The sequence below is a fragment of the Massilia sp. CFBP 13721 genome (assembly GCF_014842025.1).
GTDB lineage: Bacteria > Pseudomonadota > Gammaproteobacteria > Burkholderiales > Burkholderiaceae_D > Telluria.
The window spans coordinates 99,664-118,544 of sequence record NZ_JACYUY010000019.1; the positions used below are offsets into that span (position 1 = coordinate 99,664).

19 protein-coding genes are annotated in these 18,881 nt (G+C 61.4%); 18 read left to right on the forward strand and 1 reads right to left on the reverse strand.

The annotated features are described in order from the left end of the window. The first annotated feature begins 36 nt into the window (after nucleotides 1-36). The 4 genes from IFT60_RS17975 (at nucleotide 37) to IFT60_RS17990 (ending at nucleotide 4,265) form a co-directional block, all read left to right on the forward strand. The gene (locus tag IFT60_RS17975; protein ID WP_192054057.1) at nucleotides 37-1,254 is read left to right on the forward strand and encodes an ABC transporter substrate-binding protein; all 1,218 of its coding nucleotides are present in this window, start codon (nucleotides 37-39) and stop codon (nucleotides 1,252-1,254) included. A 249-nt stretch (nucleotides 1,255-1,503) separates the two neighbouring features. After that, nucleotides 1,504-2,388 (forward strand): branched-chain amino acid ABC transporter permease, encoded by an 885-nt coding sequence (locus IFT60_RS17980; protein ID WP_192054059.1) that lies wholly within the window; start codon nucleotides 1,504-1,506, stop codon nucleotides 2,386-2,388. A gap of 3 nt (nucleotides 2,389-2,391) precedes the next feature. Continuing rightward, a complete protein-coding gene (locus tag IFT60_RS17985; protein ID WP_192054062.1) occupies nucleotides 2,392-3,411 on the forward strand; it encodes a branched-chain amino acid ABC transporter permease in 1,020 nt (339 codons plus the stop codon). Beyond that, nucleotides 3,408-4,265 carry an alpha/beta fold hydrolase gene (locus IFT60_RS17990; protein WP_192054064.1) on the forward strand — a complete coding sequence of 286 codons (858 nt, stop codon included), beginning with the start codon at nucleotides 3,408-3,410 and terminating at the stop codon, nucleotides 4,263-4,265. Before IFT60_RS17985 ends, IFT60_RS17990 begins: the two co-directional genes overlap by 4 nt. Nucleotide 4,266: 1 nt before the next feature. Here IFT60_RS17990 and IFT60_RS17995 read toward each other — a convergent pair whose 3' ends face one another. Next, a complete protein-coding gene (locus tag IFT60_RS17995) occupies nucleotides 4,267-5,424 on the reverse strand; it encodes an iron-containing alcohol dehydrogenase (RefSeq protein ID WP_374001155.1) in 1,158 nt (385 codons plus the stop codon). Nucleotides 5,425-5,553: 129 nt separating this feature from the next. Between IFT60_RS17995 and IFT60_RS18000 the strand changes: the two genes are divergently transcribed. From IFT60_RS18000 to IFT60_RS18065, 14 genes are all read left to right on the forward strand, one after another. Next, nucleotides 5,554-6,321, forward strand: coding sequence for a sulfite exporter TauE/SafE family protein (locus tag IFT60_RS18000; protein ID WP_197986381.1), 768 nt, complete (start codon nucleotides 5,554-5,556; stop codon nucleotides 6,319-6,321). Between the two features lie 385 nt (nucleotides 6,322-6,706). Beyond that, a complete protein-coding gene (gene mnmG, locus IFT60_RS18005; RefSeq protein WP_192054068.1) occupies nucleotides 6,707-8,647 on the forward strand; it encodes a tRNA uridine-5-carboxymethylaminomethyl(34) synthesis enzyme MnmG in 1,941 nt (646 codons plus the stop codon). After that, complete coding sequence (gene rsmG / locus IFT60_RS18010; RefSeq protein WP_192054070.1) at nucleotides 8,644-9,348, forward strand: 16S rRNA (guanine(527)-N(7))-methyltransferase RsmG; 705 nt, start codon at nucleotides 8,644-8,646, stop codon at nucleotides 9,346-9,348. The genes mnmG and rsmG overlap by 4 nt, the downstream gene beginning before the upstream one ends. Nucleotides 9,349-9,456: 108 nt before the next feature. Beyond that, nucleotides 9,457-10,227 (forward strand): ParA family protein, encoded by a 771-nt coding sequence (locus tag IFT60_RS18015; protein WP_192054072.1) that lies wholly within the window; start codon nucleotides 9,457-9,459, stop codon nucleotides 10,225-10,227. 18 nt (nucleotides 10,228-10,245) lie between these two features. Then, the gene (locus tag IFT60_RS18020) at nucleotides 10,246-11,115 is read left to right on the forward strand and encodes a ParB/RepB/Spo0J family partition protein (protein WP_192054074.1); all 870 of its coding nucleotides are present in this window, start codon (nucleotides 10,246-10,248) and stop codon (nucleotides 11,113-11,115) included. 625 nt (nucleotides 11,116-11,740) lie between these two features. After that, nucleotides 11,741-12,079, forward strand: coding sequence for an ATP synthase subunit I (locus tag IFT60_RS18025; RefSeq protein WP_192054076.1), 339 nt, complete (start codon nucleotides 11,741-11,743; stop codon nucleotides 12,077-12,079). 1 nt (nucleotide 12,080) lies between these two features. Further along, on the forward strand, nucleotides 12,081-12,917 hold the full coding sequence (gene atpB / locus IFT60_RS18030) for a F0F1 ATP synthase subunit A (RefSeq protein ID WP_192054078.1): 837 nt from the start codon (nucleotides 12,081-12,083) through the stop codon (nucleotides 12,915-12,917). Nucleotides 12,918-13,006: 89 nt separating this feature from the next. Continuing rightward, the gene (gene atpE / locus IFT60_RS18035) at nucleotides 13,007-13,252 is read left to right on the forward strand and encodes a F0F1 ATP synthase subunit C (RefSeq protein ID WP_183554857.1); all 246 of its coding nucleotides are present in this window, start codon (nucleotides 13,007-13,009) and stop codon (nucleotides 13,250-13,252) included. A 73-nt stretch (nucleotides 13,253-13,325) separates the two neighbouring features. After that, the gene (locus IFT60_RS18040; protein WP_192054080.1) at nucleotides 13,326-13,796 is read left to right on the forward strand and encodes a F0F1 ATP synthase subunit B; all 471 of its coding nucleotides are present in this window, start codon (nucleotides 13,326-13,328) and stop codon (nucleotides 13,794-13,796) included. Nucleotides 13,797-13,798: 2 nt separating this feature from the next. After that, complete coding sequence (locus IFT60_RS18045; protein WP_192054082.1) at nucleotides 13,799-14,332, forward strand: F0F1 ATP synthase subunit delta; 534 nt, start codon at nucleotides 13,799-13,801, stop codon at nucleotides 14,330-14,332. Nucleotides 14,333-14,406: 74 nt separating this feature from the next. Then, nucleotides 14,407-15,948, forward strand: coding sequence for a F0F1 ATP synthase subunit alpha (gene atpA / locus IFT60_RS18050; RefSeq protein ID WP_192054084.1), 1,542 nt, complete (start codon nucleotides 14,407-14,409; stop codon nucleotides 15,946-15,948). Nucleotides 15,949-16,013: 65 nt separating this feature from the next. After that, complete coding sequence (gene atpG, locus IFT60_RS18055; RefSeq protein ID WP_192054086.1) at nucleotides 16,014-16,889, forward strand: F0F1 ATP synthase subunit gamma; 876 nt, start codon at nucleotides 16,014-16,016, stop codon at nucleotides 16,887-16,889. A gap of 33 nt (nucleotides 16,890-16,922) precedes the next feature. Beyond that, on the forward strand, nucleotides 16,923-18,326 hold the full coding sequence (gene atpD, locus IFT60_RS18060) for a F0F1 ATP synthase subunit beta (protein WP_192054089.1): 1,404 nt from the start codon (nucleotides 16,923-16,925) through the stop codon (nucleotides 18,324-18,326). Nucleotides 18,327-18,352: 26 nt separating this feature from the next. Next, on the forward strand, nucleotides 18,353-18,775 hold the full coding sequence (locus tag IFT60_RS18065) for a F0F1 ATP synthase subunit epsilon (protein ID WP_192054091.1): 423 nt from the start codon (nucleotides 18,353-18,355) through the stop codon (nucleotides 18,773-18,775). The last annotated feature ends 106 nt before the right edge of the window (nucleotides 18,776-18,881 follow it).

Genomic DNA, 18,881 nt, shown 5'->3' on the forward strand with positions numbered 1-18,881 from the left:
AAGCCCATCACCAATCACAACAACGGAGACACCACAATGAAACGTACCGCCCTTGCCCTCGCCGCCAGCGCCGCCGCATTTGCTACACTGGCCGGTTTCATGGCGCCCGCCCAGGCCCAGATCAGCGACGACACGATTAAAATTGGCCTCATCACGGACCTGTCCGGCGTCTATTCCGACGTCGACGGCAACGGCGGCGCCGAAGCCGTGCGCATGGCGATTGCCGACCTCGGCGGCGCCATCAACGGCAAGAAGGTCCAGTTCATGGTCGCCGACCACCAGAACAAACCGGACATCGCCGCCTCCAAGGCACGCGAATGGTTCGACCAGCAAGGCGTCGACATGCTGATCGGCGGCACCAATTCCGGCGCCAGCCTGGCCATGGCCAAGGTCGCGGCTGAGAAAAAGAAAGTGTTTATTGCGATCGGCGCCGGCACCGCCCAGCTGACCAACGAACAGTGTTCCCCCTACACCGTGCACTACGCCTACGACACCGTGGCGCTGGCGCGCGGCACCGGTTCGGCAGTCGTCAAACAGGGCGGCAAGAGCTGGTATTTCATGACCGCCGACTATGCCTTCGGCCAGTCGCTGGAAAAGGACACCACCGAGGTATTGAAGGCCAACGGTGGCCAGGTGCTGGGCAGCGTCAAGCACCCGCTGTCGGCGTCGGACTTTTCATCGTTCCTGCTGCAGGCGCAATCGTCCAAGGCGCAGGTGCTGGGTCTCGCCAATGCCGGCGGCGACACGATCAACTCGATCAAGGCGGCCAAGGAATTCGGGCTGACCAAGAACATGAAGATCGCCGGCTTGCTGGTGTTTATTAACGATGTCCACACGCTGGGCTTGAATGCGACCCAGGGCATGTATCTGACCGACGGCTGGTACTGGGATATGAACGCCGACACCCGCGCCTGGTCGAAGCGATATTTCGCCAAGATGAAGAAAGAGCCGTCGATGCTGCAGGCGGCCGATTATTCGGCGACGACCAATTACCTGAACGCGGTGAAAGCGATCGGTACCGACGATGCGACCAAGGTAATGGCCAAGCTGCGCGCGACCAAGATCAACGACATGTTCGCCAAGAACGGCGAGATCCGTCCGGATGGCCGCATGGTGCACGACATGTACCTGATGCAAGTGAAAGCGCCGAACGAATCGAAGTACCCATGGGATTACTACAAGCTGGTCGCCACCATCCCGGGTGCGCAGGCGTATACGACCAAGGCCGAGACCAAGTGTGCGGCGTGGAAGTGATTTGAATGGTTTCGCGCCTGCGGTTATGCAGGCGTGCGTTGAACGCGTGGGCGGGGAACCCGCCCACCTTACGTCCCTCCGAATAAAGCAAACATTCCGCGAGCCAACGTAAGGTGGGCGGGTCTCCCGCCCACGCGTTCAATCAGTGTTCGCAGGCCTGACTTCTAGGTCTTGTTAGTCCAACCTTTGGCCGGTCCGACCGCCCGGCTGGCCGCCATCCCGCTATCCTGACTTTTGCTTTGGGTACCTATGGAAATTTTCGGCGTCCCCCTCCAAGCCATGATGAGCCAGCTGCTGCTGGGCTTAGTGAATGGTTCCTTCTACGCGATGCTCTCGCTCGGCCTGGCCGTCATTTTCGGTCTGCTGAACGTCATCAATTTCTCGCACGGTGCGCTGTACATGATGGGGGCGTTCATCGCCTACATCGGCGTCACCTCATATGGCTTGAACTACTGGATGATGCTGGTGCTGGCGCCCTTGGTGGTCGGCGCCTTCGGCATTGCCGTCGAAAAGACGATGTTGCGCTGGCTGTATAAACTCGACCATCTGTATGGCCTGCTGCTGACCTTCGGCATCACGCTGTTATTGGAAGGCGTGTTCCGCTCCTTCTTCGGCGTCTCCGGCCAGACCCTGGACGTGCCGGAAGCGCTGACCGGCGCCACCGACCTCGGCTTCATGATGCTGCCGAATTACCGCGCCTGGGTGGTGGTCGCCTCCCTGGTCGTCTGCCTCGGCACCTGGTTCGTGATCGAAAAAACGAGACTCGGCGCCTACCTGCGCGCCGGTACCGAAAACCCGAAACTGGTCGAAGCCTTCGGTATCAACGTGCCGCGCATGGTGACACTCACCTACGGTTTCGGCGTAGCGCTGGCTGGCCTGGCCGGGGTGCTGGCGGCGCCGGTGATCAACGTTACGCCGCTGATGGGCTCGAACCTGATCATCGTCGTCTTCGCCGTGGTCGTGATTGGCGGCATGGGCTCGATCCTCGGGTCGATCATCACCGGCCTGCTGCTGGGCGTGATCGAGGGGCTGACACGCGTCTTCTATCCGGAAGGGTCCGAGGTCGTCGTGTTCGTGGTCATGGTCATCGTGCTGCTGCTGCGCCCGGCTGGTCTGTTCGGTAAGGAGAAATAAGCGATGAACAAGAAAGTTTTATATACGCTGGCATTCATCGTCGCCCTGGCCGCGCCTTATTTTGGCTATCCGGTCTTCCTGATGAAGCTGCTCTGCTTCGCGCTGTTCGCCTGCGCCTTCAATTTGCTGATCGGTTTTACCGGACTGCTGTCGTTCGGCCACGCCGCCTTTTTCGGCAGCGCCGGCTACGTCACCGGCTACCTGCTGACCACGGTCGGCTTGCCGACCGAGCTCGGCATCCTGGCCGGTGTCGGCGCCAGCGCCGTGCTGGGACTGGTCATCGGTTCGCTCGCCATCCGCCGCCAGGGCATTTACTTTTCGATGATCACGCTGGCGCTGGCGCAGATGGTGTATTTCGCCGCGCTGCGCAGCCCGTTTACGCACGGCGAAGACGGCTTGCAGGGTGTTCCACGTGGAACACTGTTTGGCGTGATCGACCTGGGCAATGACTTGACGCTGTACTACGTCGTGCTCGCCATTGTCGTGGCCGGCTTCGCGCTGATCGTGCGCACCGTGCACTCGCCCTTCGGGCAAGTGCTAAAGGCGATCAAGGAAAACGAACCGCGCGCGATCTCGCTCGGGTATGACGCCGACAAATACAAGCTGCTGGCGTTCGTACTGTCCGCCGCCCTGACCGGCCTGGCCGGGTCCACCAAGACCCTGGTGCTCGGCTTCGAAACCCTGACCGATGTCCACTGGACCATGTCGGGCCTGGTGGTGCTGATGACCCTGGTCGGCGGCATGGGGACAATGGCCGGGCCGATCATCGGCGCCTTCATCATCGTGGCGCTGGAAAACAAGCTGGGCGAGGTCGGCAACTTCCTGGCCGAGGGCACCGGGATTGGGTGGTTCTCGAGCCTGGGCGAGTCGGTCGGCATGGTCACCGGCCTGATCTTCATCGTCTGCGTGCTGCTGTTCCGCCGCGGTATCGTCGGAGAAATTGGCGCCTTGTTCGAACGCATGGGGCGCAAGAAGCCGGCGCCGGCGGCGCGCGCCGCCACGGCGGAACGGGAAACGGCATGAGGCAGGAATCGCTGCAGCTGATGGTAAATGGCTTGCGCCTGCACGTGCAAAGCGTGGGGCAGGGACCGGCGGTGGTGCTGCTGCACGGTTTTCCTGACACCCACGTTGTCTGGCGCAAGCAGGTCGCACCGCTGGTGGCAGCCGGTTACCGGGTGCTGGCGCCCGACCTGCGCGGCTATGGCGGCAGCGACGCGCCGCTGGCGATCGATGCGTACCGCCTGAAGCACGTGTGCGCCGACGTGCTCGCCATGCTCGACGCGCTCGCCATTCCGCGTGCGCGCATCGTCGGCCACGACTGGGGCGCGGTGGTCGGCTGGCTGCTGTGCATGCGCGCGCCGGAGCGTATCGAACAATTCGCGGCGCTGTCGGTTGGCCACCCCGCAGCGTTCGCCCGCGCCGGCATCCTGCAAGCCCTTCGCTCGAGCTACATGATGTGGTTCCTGGTACCGGGGCTGGCGGAACGCTCGCTGATGGCCGGCGATTTTTATCTGATGAGCCGGTTCACCAAAGACCGTGCCCAAGTGGGGCACTGGAAGCGCAGTTTTCGGGATGCGTCACGGATGACGGCGGCATTGAATTATTACCGGGCCAACGTGCCGCGCGGGCTTGGACTGCTTAGCCAGGATGAACCGGTGCAAGTGCCGGTGATGGGCGTCTGGAGCAGCAACGACCCGGCGCTGGGCGAAACGCAGATGCGCGCGTCGGCGCGCTATGTGGCCGGCGGTTTCAGGTACGAACGTATCGACGGCGCCGACCACTGGTTGCAAGTCACGGCGCCCGACCAGGTCAACGCCCTATTACTCGATTTCTTTGCAGGGGCGCCGCAGTCCGCCGCGCCTGCATCCCCGCTCTGAATTACAAAGCCGCGGCGTAGATCGCGCGTGCATCGGCACGCGTAAGTTCGCGCGGATTGTTCCCCAGCAGGCGCGTCTGCAGCATGGCGTCCTCCGCCAGCCGGTCGAGGTCTGCTTCAGCGATACCCATTTCCTGCAGCCGCGTCTGGATCCCGGTGCGTCGGGCGATGTCTTGCATCGCCCCGATCAACGCTTCGGTGCGCTGTTCCGCGCTACCGCTGCAGCCCGGCACCACGATGTCGGCCAGTTCCGCATACAGCGGCGCCGCATGTGAGGCGTTGAAACGCAACACGTGCGGCAAGACCAGCGAATTCGACAGCCCGTGCGGCACGTGAAAAATGCCGCCGATCGGGTAGGCGAGGGCGTGCACGGCGGCGACCGGTGCATTCGAAAACGCCTGGCCGGCGAGGCAGGCGCCGAGCAGCATGGTCTGCCGCGCTTCCAGGTTGGCGCCATCCTCGACCGCCACCAGCAGGTTGCGCGACAGCAGGCGCAGCGCTTCGCGCGCCAGATTGTCCGACAGCGGGTTCTTTTTGTGCTTGCTGGTATAGGCCTCGATCGCATGCACCATCGCATCGATGCCGGTGGCGGCGGTGACCAGCGGCGGCAAGCCCAGTGTCAGGGTCGCATCGAGCAGGGCCAGGTCCGCATACAGCTGCGGTGCGACCACGCCCATCTTGGTCGTCTCTCCGGTGGTGACGATGGCGATGTTCGTGACTTCGGAACCGGTGCCCGCGGTGGTCGGCACTTGCACCAGCGGCAGGCGACTACCGGCGACATTGCCGATGCCATAGATCTGGGGCAGCGTCTGGCTGCTGTTGGCCAGTACCGCCACCAGCTTGGCGACGTCCATCGAACTGCCGCCGCCAAAGCCGATGACGAGGTCCGCTTCCATGGCGCGGGCGGCGCCGACCGCACTGTCGACGATGTATTCGGGCGGGTCGGCCACGACATCCGAAAACACGTTCACCGTAAAACCCTGTTGCGCCAGGCTGGCGCGTGCCGGTTCGAGCAATCCGGTGCGCAGGAAGCCGGCGTCGGTCACGAGCAGCACGCGGCGGGTTCCCGTAAACCGTTCGGCGACGATCTGGCCGAGGCGGGCGGCGGCGCCTGGTTCTGAAACGATGCTGGCAACGGTGTTGAAGGCAAAGGCGCTGATGGTCATCTTGAGTCGTCCCGAGTCGAGTGAACAATCAGCTTACACCAGAAAATGCGCAATGGACGGGCAGGGAATTGCTGCGTTACCGTACAATTTCGCCTCTTTGAATGGAAGCGAAAGCAGTGCATCATGGATGTTGTTTGGCTCGGCGGCGCCGCCTTTTTGGCGGGTCTGGTGGACGCGGTGGTCGGGGGCGGTGGCTTGATCCAGGTACCGGCGATTTTCTCTTTCTTGCCGAAAGAGTTGCCGGCTACTTTGCTCGGGACGAATAAACTGGCCAGCATTTGCGGCACCGGCGCCGCGGCCGTGAATTATGCGCGCCGGGTGCGCGTCGCCTGGAGCGCAGCGGCGCCGGCGGCAGTCGCCGCTTTCGCACTTTCGTTTGTCGGCGCCTGGACCATAACGCGCGTGCCCGGCGATTTCGTGCGCAGCCTGCTTCCCTTTATCTTGCTGGCGGTGGCGTTCTACACCTTCCGCAAGAAAGACCTGGGTGCGACCCATGCGCCGCTGCACAGCGGTGCTGCAGAGCGCTGGTGGGCGGTGGGCATCGGCGCGGCGATCGGATTTTATGATGGCTTCTTCGGTCCCGGCACCGGCAGCTTTTTGATCTTCCTGTTCGTGCGCTTCTTCGGTTTCGATTTCCTCAGCGCGTCGGCGGCCGCCAAGATCGTGAACGTGGCCTGCAACCTGTCGGCGCTGCTGTGGTTCGGATACAGCGGCCACTTGCTGTGGCAACTTGGCTTGCTGATGGCCGTATGCCAGGTCGGCGGCTCACTGGTCGGTACCCGCCTCGCCATCAAGCACGGCAGTGCCTTTGTCCGTAAACTGTTCCTGGTGGTGGTGTCGACCCTGATCGTCAAGACCGGGTTTGACGCGATCGTGCGGCTGGCGAGTTAGCGCCTATTCCAGTAGGCCGGGGGACGCGGCGAGCGATGCATGGCGAGCGCGGGCAAGGCGCGAGGAGGGCGCATGGCGGGCCATGCAACCGACGAGCAACGCAGCACCCGCTTGCCAGGCGCGCTCGCAGCGACTCTGGCGTACTGGGATAGGCTCTTAGATTGTTTCACGTGGAACAAAGCCGGACAGGTGTGAGCCGTCCGGCTTTTTTATTGCTTGAAGACGGTACAAACAGCCCCATTGTTTCACGTGAAACATCGCATTAAACACTCGCGCCTGTGTTCCACGTGAAACAAAACCAGCGCCAATTTTGGCCGCGCTGCGTTTGAGAACGCAAAAGCTCCTATAATCGCGCATTAGACTCCTCGCCTCACACCTTCCCATCATGCTATTTCCAACTGAATTCGACGTGATCGTCGTCGGTGGCGGCCATGCCGGTACCGAGGCCGCACTCGCGTCCGCACGCATGGGGCAGAAGACCCTGCTCCTCACCCACAATATCGAAACCCTGGGCCAGATGTCTTGCAATCCATCGATTGGCGGCATCGGCAAAGGCCATTTGGTGAAAGAAGTCGACGCCCTCGGCGGCGCGATGGCAATCGCCACCGATGAAGCCGGCATCCAGTTCCGCATCCTGAACTCATCCAAGGGACCGGCGGTGCGTGCCACCCGCGCCCAGGCCGACCGCATCCTGTACAAGGCTGCGATCCGTTCGCGCCTGGAAAACCAGCCAAACCTGTGGCTGTTCCAGCAGGCGGTTGACGACCTGCTGGTCGAAGGCGACCGCGTGGTCGGCGCCGTCACCCAGATCGGCTTGCAGTTCCGCGCCCGTGCCGTGGTGCTGACCGCCGGCACTTTCCTGGACGGTAAAATCCACGTCGGCCTGCAAAACCATACCGCCGGCCGCGCCGGCGACCCGGCTGCGGTCGCCTTGTCGAGTCGTTTAAAAGAACTGAAACTGCCGCAGGGACGCCTGAAAACCGGGACGCCGCCGCGCATCGATGGCCGCAGCATCGATTATTCGGTGCTGGCCGAGCAGCCCGGCGACCTCGATCCGGTGCCCGTGTTTTCCGTGATGGGCAATGCCGCCATGCACCCGCGGCAGGTGCCGTGCTGGGTCACGCACACGAATGCGCAGACCCACGACATCATCCGCAACGGCCTCGATCGCAGCCCGATGTATACCGGCGTGATCGAGGGCGTCGGCCCACGCTATTGCCCGTCGATCGAAGACAAGATCCACCGCTTCGCCTCCAAGGAATCGCACCAGATCTTCCTCGAGCCGGAGGGGCTGACGACGCACGAAATCTACCCGAACGGTATCTCGACCAGCCTGCCGTTCGACGTGCAGATCGCCCTGGTGCGCTCCATGAAAGGCATGGAAAACGCCTTCATTTTGCGTCCTGGCTATGCCATCGAATACGATTATTTCGACCCGCGCGGCCTCAAATCGTCGCTGGAAACGAAGGCGATCCATGGCCTGTTCTTTGCCGGCCAGATCAACGGTACCACCGGCTACGAAGAAGCAGCCGCCCAAGGACTGCTCGCCGGTATGAACGCCGCCCTGCAAACCAAAGGGGAAGACGCCTGGACGCCGGGCCGCTCGGAAGCCTATCTCGGTGTGCTGGTCGACGATTTGACCACGCAAGGCGTGGCCGAACCCTACCGCATGTTCACCAGCCGCGCGGAATATCGCCTCTCTCTGCGCGAAGACAATGCCGACATGCGCCTCACCGACATGGGCCGCAAGCTGGGCGTGGTCGGCGATGCCCAGTGGGCGGCCTTCGAGACCAAACGCGAAGCGGTGGCGCGCGAGCTGGAACGCCTGCGTTCGACCTGGGTCAATCCGCGCATCCTGGGCGCCGCCGAATCCGAGCGCGTCGTCGGCCAGGCGCTGGAACGCGAGTACAACCTGGCCGATTTGCTGCGCCGTCCGGGCGTCGAATACACGACCCTGATGACGATGACCGGGGTTGAAGGCCAGCCGCTGGCCGGCCCTGGCGTGGCCGATCCGGCAGTGAAGGAACAGGTCGAAATCCAGCTGAAATACGCCGGCTACATCGACCGCCAGGCGAAAGAAGTCGAGCGCCACGACCACTACGAGAACCTGAAATTGCCGGAAAACCTGGATTACCTGGACATCGCCGCGCTCTCCTTCGAGGTGCGCCAGAAGCTCGATAAACAGCGTCCGGAAACGCTTGGACAGGCATCGCGCATCTCCGGTGTGACGCCGGCGGCGATCTCTCTGCTGCTGGTGCACCTGAAAAAACGCGGCGCAAAAGGTTTCACGGCAACCGCAGCGACCAACGAGGAGGCAGCACAGTGAGGGGTTTTGACCGCGAAAAATTGATGACGGTGCTGAGCGACGGCATCGACGAGATGGATTTGCCCCTGTGGGCGGCTCAGCGCGAACAATTAATGGATTACCTGGCCCTGATGGCCAAGTGGAACGGCGTCTATAACCTGACGTCGCTGCGCGATCCACTGCAAATGGTGACCCACCACGTGCTCGATTCGCTGGCCGCGGTGCCGGCGTTCGCCGAGGCGAAAAACGTGCTCGACGTCGGGGCAGGGGGCGGCTTGCCCGGCATCGTACTGGCAATCGCCCGGCCGGACATTAAAGTGTCGCTGATCGACACCGTGCACAAGAAAACCGCGTTTTTGACGCAGGTGAAAGCCGAGCTGGGCTTATCCAACGTCACCGTGTACACGATGAAGGTGCAGGATCTGCAGGCGGGGCCGTTCGACGTCATCACTTCGCGCGCGTTTGCCGACCTGTCGGATTTCGTCAACTGGTCCAGGCACCTGCTGGCCGAGGGCGGGCAATTCATCGCCCTGAAAGGCACGGCGCCGGCCGAGGAACAGGAGCGGCTGCCGGCGGCGTGGAAAATCAAGGAACTACGGCCGATCAGGGTGGCGAAACTGGAAGCGGAGCGGCACCTGGTTTTCATCGAGAAGCGCATCGAAAAGCAGATCGAAAAGCAGATCGAAAAGCAGATCGAAAAGCAGAGCGGAAACGCAGCGTAAACAAATTAACGATATAAATGGTTTATGCCGTTTATTCCATATAAACCAATGTAATGGTTTATTGAGAATGATCGGTATAAACCGTATAGTCGTGTCTGGAAAGAACAGATGGCAAAAATATTTTGTGTGGCAAACCAAAAGGGTGGCGTCGGTAAGACCACCACCAGCGTCAACCTGGCGGCGGGACTGGCCAAGCTGGAACAGCGCGTGCTGCTGGTCGACCTCGACCCGCAGGGCAATGCGACCATGGGCGCCGGCATCAACAAGGCCAGCCTGGCCGCATCGACATACCACGTGCTGCTCGGTGAAGCGGAAGTGACCGAGGCGCGCCAGCGTTCGGAAGCAGGGCGCTTCGACGTGCTGCCCGCGAACCGAGAGCTGGCCGGCGCCGAAGTCGAGATGGTGGAACTCGACAGCCGCGAGCGCAGGCTGAAGCACGCCCTGGCCAAGGTCGATGGCGACTACGATTTTATTTTGGTCGACTGCCCGCCCGCCCTGTCGATGCTGACCCTGAACGGCCTGTGCGCCGCGCATGGCGTGATCATCCCGATGCAGTGCGAGTACTACGCCCTCGAGGGCTTGTCCGACCTGGTCAACACGATCAAGAAGGTGCATGCGAACCTGAACACGGATCTGAAGATCATCGGGCTGCTGCGCGTGATGTTCGATCCGCGCATGACCCTGTCGCAGCAAGTCTCGGCCCAGCTCGAGCAGCACTTCGGCGGCAAGGTCTTCAAGACGATCATCCCGAGGAATGTGCGCCTGGCCGAAGCGCCGTCGTACGGCGTGCCGGGCGTGAGCTTCGATCCGTCCTCGAAGGGCGCGCAGGCGTACATCGCGTTCGGGGCCGAAATGGTCGAGCGCATCAAGACAATGTAAGGGATACATAAAACAACCATGGCGACGAAAAAACTCAAGGGCCTCGGCCGCGGCCTCGATGCGCTGCTGGGCGGGGACATGGACGACGCACCCGCACCGGTGGGGGCACCCTCCGCGCTGCCGATCGCCCAGCTCCAGGCCGGCAAGTACCAGCCGCGCACCCGCATGGACGAGGGCGCCCTTGGCGACCTGGCCGCCTCCATCAAAACCCAGGGCATCATGCAGCCGGTGCTGGTTCGTCCCATAGACGGCGGGCGCTACGAGATCATCGCCGGCGAACGGCGCTTCCGCGCGGCGCAGCTGGCCGGACTCGACGAAATCCCGGTACTGGTGCGCGACGTCGACGACCAGGCCGCGGCGGCCATGGCCCTGATCGAGAACATCCAGCGCGAAGACCTCAATCCGCTGGAAGAAGCGCAGGGCATCGCGCGCCTGATCTCGGACTTCGATTTTACCCACGAGCAGGCGGCGCATGCCGTCGGCCGCTCGCGCAGCGCCGTGTCGAACTTGCTGCGCCTGGTGAACCTGGCGCAACCTGTGCAAACCATGCTGATGGCGGGCGACATCGACATGGGCCATGCCCGTGCGCTGTTGTCAGTTGACAACGCCAGCCAGATTGCGCTGGCCAGCCACGTGGTGGCGAAACGGCTGTCGGTGCGCGACACCGAAAAGCTGGTGGCGCGCGCGCTCGAAGAACAGACCAGCTCCGCCACCCAGCCGCGCCTGAAAGAAAAGTCGGGAGACATCGTGCGCCTGGAAGAAGAACTGTCGGACAAGCTGGCGACGCCGGTCGCGTTCAAGATGGGGCCGAAAGGCAGGGGGCAGATGATCATCGATTTCGCCGACCTGGATATTCTGGAAGGGGTGTTGGCGCGACTGCGGGCGTAGTTTGTTCAACTTCTGCGGCGTACGCCTGTGGATAAGCTTGTCGATAAGCGTGTACGCAGGCGTGTATGGAGGTGTGGGCAAGCCGGTGGAAAAGCGGTGGAGGGGCTGGGGATAAAGCTAAGGGGACAATCCGGTGAGCAATCGGCGTGGCCGAAACGGGTGTTGCGCCATGCAGGCATGCATGGTGGGCATGCCCACCCTACGGACCTGCTCTGTATATTGTGGATAAACATGTGCGCAAGCTTGTGCGAAGCGAGTGGATGATGTGTGTGCAAGCTCGGAGCACCAAACTGGTGCGTTCAAGCGAGAGACCAATCGGCACTGCAACCAATCAATAAACTGATTTTCGCGTTACCACAGGATGCCGCAGCGCGCTACCGCAAAACTACGGTAGCAGTCACAGCAACGGCTCGCATTTCTGCTTCCACATCTGTATTTCCTGACGCGAACTACTGCGAAAACCCCCGTTTCGAGCAATATTCCGGTGCCATTTTGCGCCTGTGGGAAATGGTTTGGCACAACGGGAATCGTTTGACTCAGATGCACTAACGAACATATAATCCCGCTGATTCATGTAATTACCACACCGTAACTCGTTTCAAATGGCCAAGGCGAAAGAATAAAAATGTTGCGCCTGGTCTCCCTGCAATTGATCGCGACAGCAGTCGTCGGCCTCGTTGCCGCACTGTTGGGGGGATGGCCTGCGATGTTTTCGGCGGTACTCGGCGGAATCTGTTGTGTCGTGCCCAACGGCATCATGGCGGTGCGGCTATTCGCCAGCGCGCAGAAAGCGGGCGGGGCAAATCCCGCAACGTTTTTCATCTGGGAATTTATAAAGATTGCACTGACGGTTGCCCTGCTATGGATGACCGCCACGCTGTACCACGACCTGAACTGGCTGGCGCTTCTCGCCGGGTTCGTCGTGGCGCTGAAAAGTTACATATTCTTATTATTTAGGCACTGATATGACGACAACCGTAGAAGGCGCAGCACACCACGCGCCCACCGCATCAGAGTACATCAAGCACCACCTGGGCCACCTGTCGACGAGTCATCAGAACGGTCCGGTCGATTTTTCCGTGATCAATCTCGATACCGTGTTCTGGTCGATCGCCATGGGCGTGCTCGGTTGCCTGATCATGTGGTCCGCAGCCCGCAAAGCGACGGCCGGTGTGCCGGGCCGCTTCCAGGCAGCCGTCGAAATCCTGGTCGAAATGGTGGATAACCAGGCCAAGGCCATCGTCCATGGCGACCGCAGCTTCATCGCGCCGGCCGCGCTGACCGTGTTCGTCTGGGTCGCCCTGATGAACTCGCTGGACTTCCTGCCGGTCGACCTGTTCTCGGCCGCCTTCGGCTGGTTCGGCGTCGAACATCTGTTCCCGTACCACCGCGTCGTGCCAACCGCCGACCTGAACGGCACCATCGGTATTTCGCTCGGCGTGCTGGTATTGATGCTGTACTACGGCATCAAGATCAAGGGCTTCGGCGGCTGGCTCCACGAATTGTTCGCAGCTCCGTTCGGCATCTATATGGCGCCGTTCAACCTGCTGCTGAACATCATCGAATACGCAGCAAAAATGGTGTCGCTCGGTATGCGACTGTTCGGCAACATGTTTGCCGGCGAGCTGTTGTTCCTCTTGATCGCTTTGCTTGGCTCGACCGCTACCGTCTTCGGTTTCGCCGGTCAGGTGCTGGCCGGCTCGATCTGGGCAATCTTCCACATCCTGATCGTCTTCCTGCAGGCATTCATCTTCATGATGCTGACGCTGGTGTACCTCGGTCAGGCCCACGAAGGCCACTGATCGGCGCAGAAGCATCGAACAGAATCGTAGTAGTAACGAAGTAGTAGTTTTTAATCCAGCTTTTTTTAAATTCACTTTTTGGAGTAATCATGACTGACCTTTCTTTTGTTGCACTGGCTTGCGGTTTGATCATCGGCCTGGGTGCTATCGGTGCTTGTATCGGTATCGCTATCATGGGCGGTAAATACCTCGAAGCTTCTGCACGTCAGCCAGAACTGATGAACACCCTGCAGACCAAGATGTTCCTGCTGGCCGGTCTGATCGACGCGGCATTCCTGATCGGCGTCGGTATCGCCATGCTGTTCGCATTCGCGAACCCGTTCGTCCCAGTCTAAGACGACGCATCTCAGGTTTTGAAGGGCCGAACCATCGCGGTTCGGCATCCGTTTTTGTGAGAAGGAAAATACCGTGAACCTCAACGCAACCCTGTTTGCCCAGTTCGCAGTCTTCTTCATCCTGGCGATGTTCACGATGAAGTTCGTCTGGCCACCGCTGATGAAAGCGCTCGACGAGCGCGCCGAGAAGATCGCCAACGGGCTGGCCGCCGCCGACCGCGGCAAGGCCGACCTGGCAGCCGCCGAAAAGCGCGTGCAGGCCGAACTGGCCGGTGCCCGTGACGAAGGCCAGAAGCGTATCGCCGATGCCGAAAAGCGCGCCGCGCTGATCATCGACGAAGCCAAGAAGACCGCCGCCGAAGAAGCCGCCCGCATCGTTGCCAACGCAAAGGCCGACGCCGAGCAGCAAGTGACGCGCGCGCGCGAAGAACTGCGTGGCCAGGTCGCTGCGCTGGCAGTGCAAGGCGCCGAGCAGATCCTCAAGCGTGAAGTGAACGCAGAAGCGCACGCCGCCCTGCTGTCGCAACTGTCGACCGAGCTGTAATCATGGCCGAACTCGCAACCGTCGCCCGTCCCTACGCCGAAGCGCTGTTCCGTGTCGCCCAACAAGGCGACATGGCAGCCTGGTCCGAACTGGTGTCGCAACTGGCACAAGTCGGCGCCAACCCTGATGTGCAGGCGTTTGCCGCCAATCCGAAACTGAGCGCCACCGACCTGGTCGCCACCCTGGCCTCGCTGGTCAAGGCGCCGATGACGGTAGAGGCGCAGAACTTCCTGGCGATGCTGGCCGAAAACGGTCGTATTAGCCTGCTGCCGGAAATCGGCGCGCAGTTCCAGGAACTGAAGAACGCCCAGGCAGGTGCTGCCGACGCGACCATCTTCAGCGCCTTTGACCTGACCGATGCGCAGACCGCGCAGCTGGTCGGTACGCTGGAAAAGAAATTCGGCCGCAAGCTCAACCCAACGGTGAGCGTCGACCCGTCGCTGATCGGTGGTGTGCGCGTGGTGGTCGGCGATGAAGTGCTCGATACCTCGGTCCGCGCCAAGCTGCAACAGATGCATGTTGCGCTGACTGCCTAAATCGAACTTTGCACCATCGCCGGCATCTCACGTCCTTGCCCTACGCATCAAGAAACTATTAGGAGTTAGCACTCATGCAACTTAATTCATCTGAAATCAGCGAACTGATCAAGAGCCGCATCCAGGGCCTCGAAGGTTCGGCTGACGTTCGCAATCAAGGCACGGTGATCTCCGTCGCCGACGGTATCTGCCGTATTCACGGTCTGTCGGACGTGATGCAGGGCGAGATGCTGGAATTCCCCGGCAACACCTTCGGCCTGGCGATGAACCTCGAGCGCGACTCGGTCGGTTCGGTCATCCTGGGTGCGTACGAGCACATCTCGGAAGGCGACACCGTCAAGACGACCGGCCGCATCCTGGAAGTGCCGATCGGTCCGGAACTGCGTGGCCGTGTGGTCAACGCCCTGGGCCAGCCGATCGACGGCAAGGGTCCGATCGCCACCACGCTGACCGCCCCGATCGAAAAGATCGCGCCAGGCGTCATCGCCCGCGAATCGGTCTCGCAGCCAATGCAGACCGGCCTGAAGTCGATCGACGCGATGGTGCCGATCGGCCGTGGCCAGCGCGAGCTGATCATCGGCGACCGCCAGACCGGTAAATCGGCGGTTGCAGTCGACGCGATCATCAATCAAAAAGGTCAGAACATGACCTGCGTGTACGTCGCGATCGGCCAGAAAGCGTCGACGATTAAAAACATCGTGCGCTCGCTCGAGCAGCACGGCGCGATGGAATACACGATCGTCGTCGCCGCGTCGGCATCCGAATCGGCCGCCATGCAATACATCGCCGCCTACTCGGGCTGCGCGATGGGCGAATACTTCCGCGACCGCGGTCAAGATGCGCTGATCGTGTACGACGACCTGTCGAAGCAAGCCGTCGCTTACCGCCAGATCTCGCTGCTGCTGCGCCGTCCACCAGGCCGCGAAGCGTATCCAGGCGACGTGTTCTACCTGCACAGCCGCCTGCTGGAACGCGCGGCACGCGTGAACGCCGACTACGTGTCGAACTTCACCAACGGCGAAGTCACGGGTAAAACCGGCTCGCTGACCGCACTGCCGATCATCGAGACGCAAGCGGGCGACGTTTCCGCCTTCGTGCCGACCAACGTGATTTCGATTACCGACGGCCAGATCTTCCTGGAGACCTCGCTGTTCAACGCCGGTATCCGTCCTGCGATTAACGCCGGTATTTCGGTCTCGCGCGTCGGTGGCGCCGCCCAGACCAAGGTCATCAAAAACCTGTCGGGCGGTATCCGTACCGACCTGGCGCAGTACCGTGAACTGGCTGCCTTCGCGCAGTTCGCATCGGACCTGGACGAATCGACCCGCAAGCAGCTGGACCGTGGCGCGCGCGTGACCGAGCTGCTCAAGCAGCCGCAATACTCGCCGCTGCCGATCTCGCTGATGGCCGCATCGCTGTTTGCCGTCAACAAGGGCTACTTCGACGACATCGAAGTCAAGCGCGTGCTGGCGTTCGAAAGTGGCCTGCACGGCTACCTGAAGACCAAGCAGGCTGCGCTCCTGTCGAAGATCGAAGAAACCAAGCAACTGGACAAGGACGCCGAAGCAGCACTCGCCGCCGCCATTGCTGATTTCAAAAAGTCCGGCGCATTTTAATGTATGAAGAATCCGGCGCGCGCTTGCAAGGGCGCGCTGCCGGTGACCGGAAGGAGTAAGGACTCATGGCAGTAGGCAAAGAGATTCGTGGCAAGATCAAGAGCGTAGAGAATACGAAGAAGATCACCAAGGCGATGGAAATGGTCGCCGCATCGAAAATGCGCAAGGCGCAGGACCGCATGCGCGCCGCCCGTCCCTACAGTGAAAAAGTTCGGACCATCACCGCCAATCTGGCCGGCGCAAACCCGGAGTACACGCACGTCTTCATGGCGCAAGCCAAGCACGTGCAGGCAAAAGCTGTCGGCTTCATCGTCGTCACGACCGACAAGGGTCTGTGCGGCGGCATGAACACCAACATCCTGCGCCAGGTGACGACCAAGTCGCGCGAACTGGAAGCGGCGGGCAACCGCATCGAGGCAGTTGCCATCGGCAACAAGGGCCTCAGTTTCCTGAACCGCGTCGGCGTCAAGCTGGTGTCGCACGCGACGCAAATCGGCGACACCCCGCACCTGGACAAGCTGATCGGCCCGATCAAGGTCATGCTCGACGCATACCAGGATGGCCAGCTGGACGCCGTCTACCTGAGCTATACCAAGTTCATCAACACGATGAAGCAGGAGCCGGTGATCGAACAGCTGCTCCCGTTGCCAGCGAAACACCTGGAAGCGGAAAAGGGCGCGATCTCGTGGGATTACATCTACGAACCGGAAGCGCAAGTCGTGATCGACGAACTGCTGGTGCGTTATGTCGAGGCCCTGGTGTACCAGGCCGTCGCGGAAAACCTGGCGTCCGAGCAGTCGGCGCGCATGGTCGCGATGAAGGCGGCCAGCGACAACGCGGGCAGCGTCATCGGCGAACTGAAGCTGGTCTATAACAAGACCCGCCAGGCAGCGATTACCAAAGAACTCTCCGAGATCGTCGCCGGCGCGGCCGCGGTCTAAAAAACGAATTTAACTATATCTGAAGGAACGAACATGGCTGATGGCAAAATCGTTCAGTGTATCGGCGCAGTGGTTGACGTGGAATTCCCGCGTAACGCCATGCCGAAAGTTTTCGACGCACTGAAAATGGCAGGCTCCGAGCTGACCCTGGAAGTTCAACAGCAGCTGGGCGACGGCATTGTCCGTACCATTGCGCTGGGCAGCTCCGAAGGTCTGCGTCGCGGCATGATGATCCAGAACACCGGCAACCCGATCATGGTGCCGGTCGGCACCGCGACCCTGGGCCGCATCATGGACGTGCTGGGCAACCCGATCGACGAATGCGGTCCGGTCTCGCACGAACGCATGGCATCGATCCACCGTACCGCACCGCAGTACGACGACCTGTCGCCATCGACCGACCTGCTGGAAACCGGCATCAAGGTCATCGACCTGGTCTGCCCGTTCGCCAAGGGCGGTAAGGTCGGCCTGTTCGGCGGCGCCGGCGTGGGTAAAACCGTCAACATGATGGAACTGATCAACAACATCGCCAAAGCGCACTCGGGCCTGTCCGTGTTCGCCGGCGTCGGTGAGCGTACCCGCGAAGGTAACGACTTCTACCACGAGATGGCGGACGCCAAGGTCGTCGACCTGGAAACGCCTGAAAACTCGAAGGTCGCGATGGTCTACGGCCAGATGAACGAACCACCAGGCAACCGCCTGCGCGTCGCGCTGACCGGCCTGACCATGGCCGAAGCCTTCCGTGACGAAGGCAAAGACGTTCTGTTCTTCGTCGACAACATCTACCGCTTCACCCTGGCCGGTACCGAAGTTTCGGCACTGCTGGGCCGTATGCCGTCGGCGGTGGGTTATCAGCCTACCCTGGCCGAAGAGATGGGCCGCCTGCAAGAGCGCATCACCTCGACCAAGACCGGTTCGATCACCTCGATCCAGGCCGTCTACGTCCCTGCGGATGACTTGACCGACCCGTCGCCTGCCACCACCTTCGCCCACCTGGATTCGACCGTCGTTCTGTCGCGTGACATCGCCTCGCTGGGTATCTACCCTGCGGTCGACCCGCTCGACTCGACCTCGCGCCAGCTGGACCCGCTCGTCGTCGGCCAGGAACACTACGACACCGCGCGCGCCGTCCAGGGCACCCTGCAGCGCTACAAGGAACTGCGCGACATTATCGCCATTCTCGGCATGGACGAACTGGCGCCGGAAGACAAGCTGCTGGTCGCACGTGCTCGTAAAATGCAGCGTTTCCTGTCGCAGCCATTCCACGTCGCTGAAGTGTTTACGGGCGCCCCAGGCAAGTACGTTTCGCTGAAAGACACGATCAAAGGTTTTAAAATGATCGCATCGGGCGAACTGGACCACCTGCCGGAACAGGCGTTCTACATGGTCGGCACCATCGAAGAAGCGGTCGAAAAAGCCAAGAAACTGGCTGCCTAAGTCGGCTCTTCAACTGAAGGACACACATGGCAAACACATTTCACGTTGACGTGGTCTCGGCCGAATCCCAGATTTTTTCGGGTGAAGCCACCTTCGTCGCGCTGCCTGGTGAAGCGGGTGAGCTGGGTATCTACCCGAAGCACACCCCGCTGATCACGCGCATCCGCCCGGGTGCCGTGCGCATCCAGACGACCGCTGGCAACGAGGAGTTCGTCTTCGTCGCCGGTGGCATTCTGGAAGTGCAGCCGAACGGCGTGACGGTCCTGGCCGACACCGCGATCCGCGGTGGCGACCTCGACGAAGCAAAAGCACAGGCGGCCAAGCAGGCCGCCGAAGAGCTGATGCAGTCGCAGGACGCCCAGATCGACTACGCGAAAGCGCAAGCCGAACTGGCCTCGGCCATCGCGCAGTTGGCGGCAATTCAGAGATTGCGTTCGCGCGGTCGCTGATTTTAGAAACAAGCAGCAACAAGAAAGGCAGCGCCTCGGCGCTAATGCCGTTCAGTTAAGGCTGAACGGCATTTTTCTTTTGTAGTGTTGTAAACGTCTTCAGAGG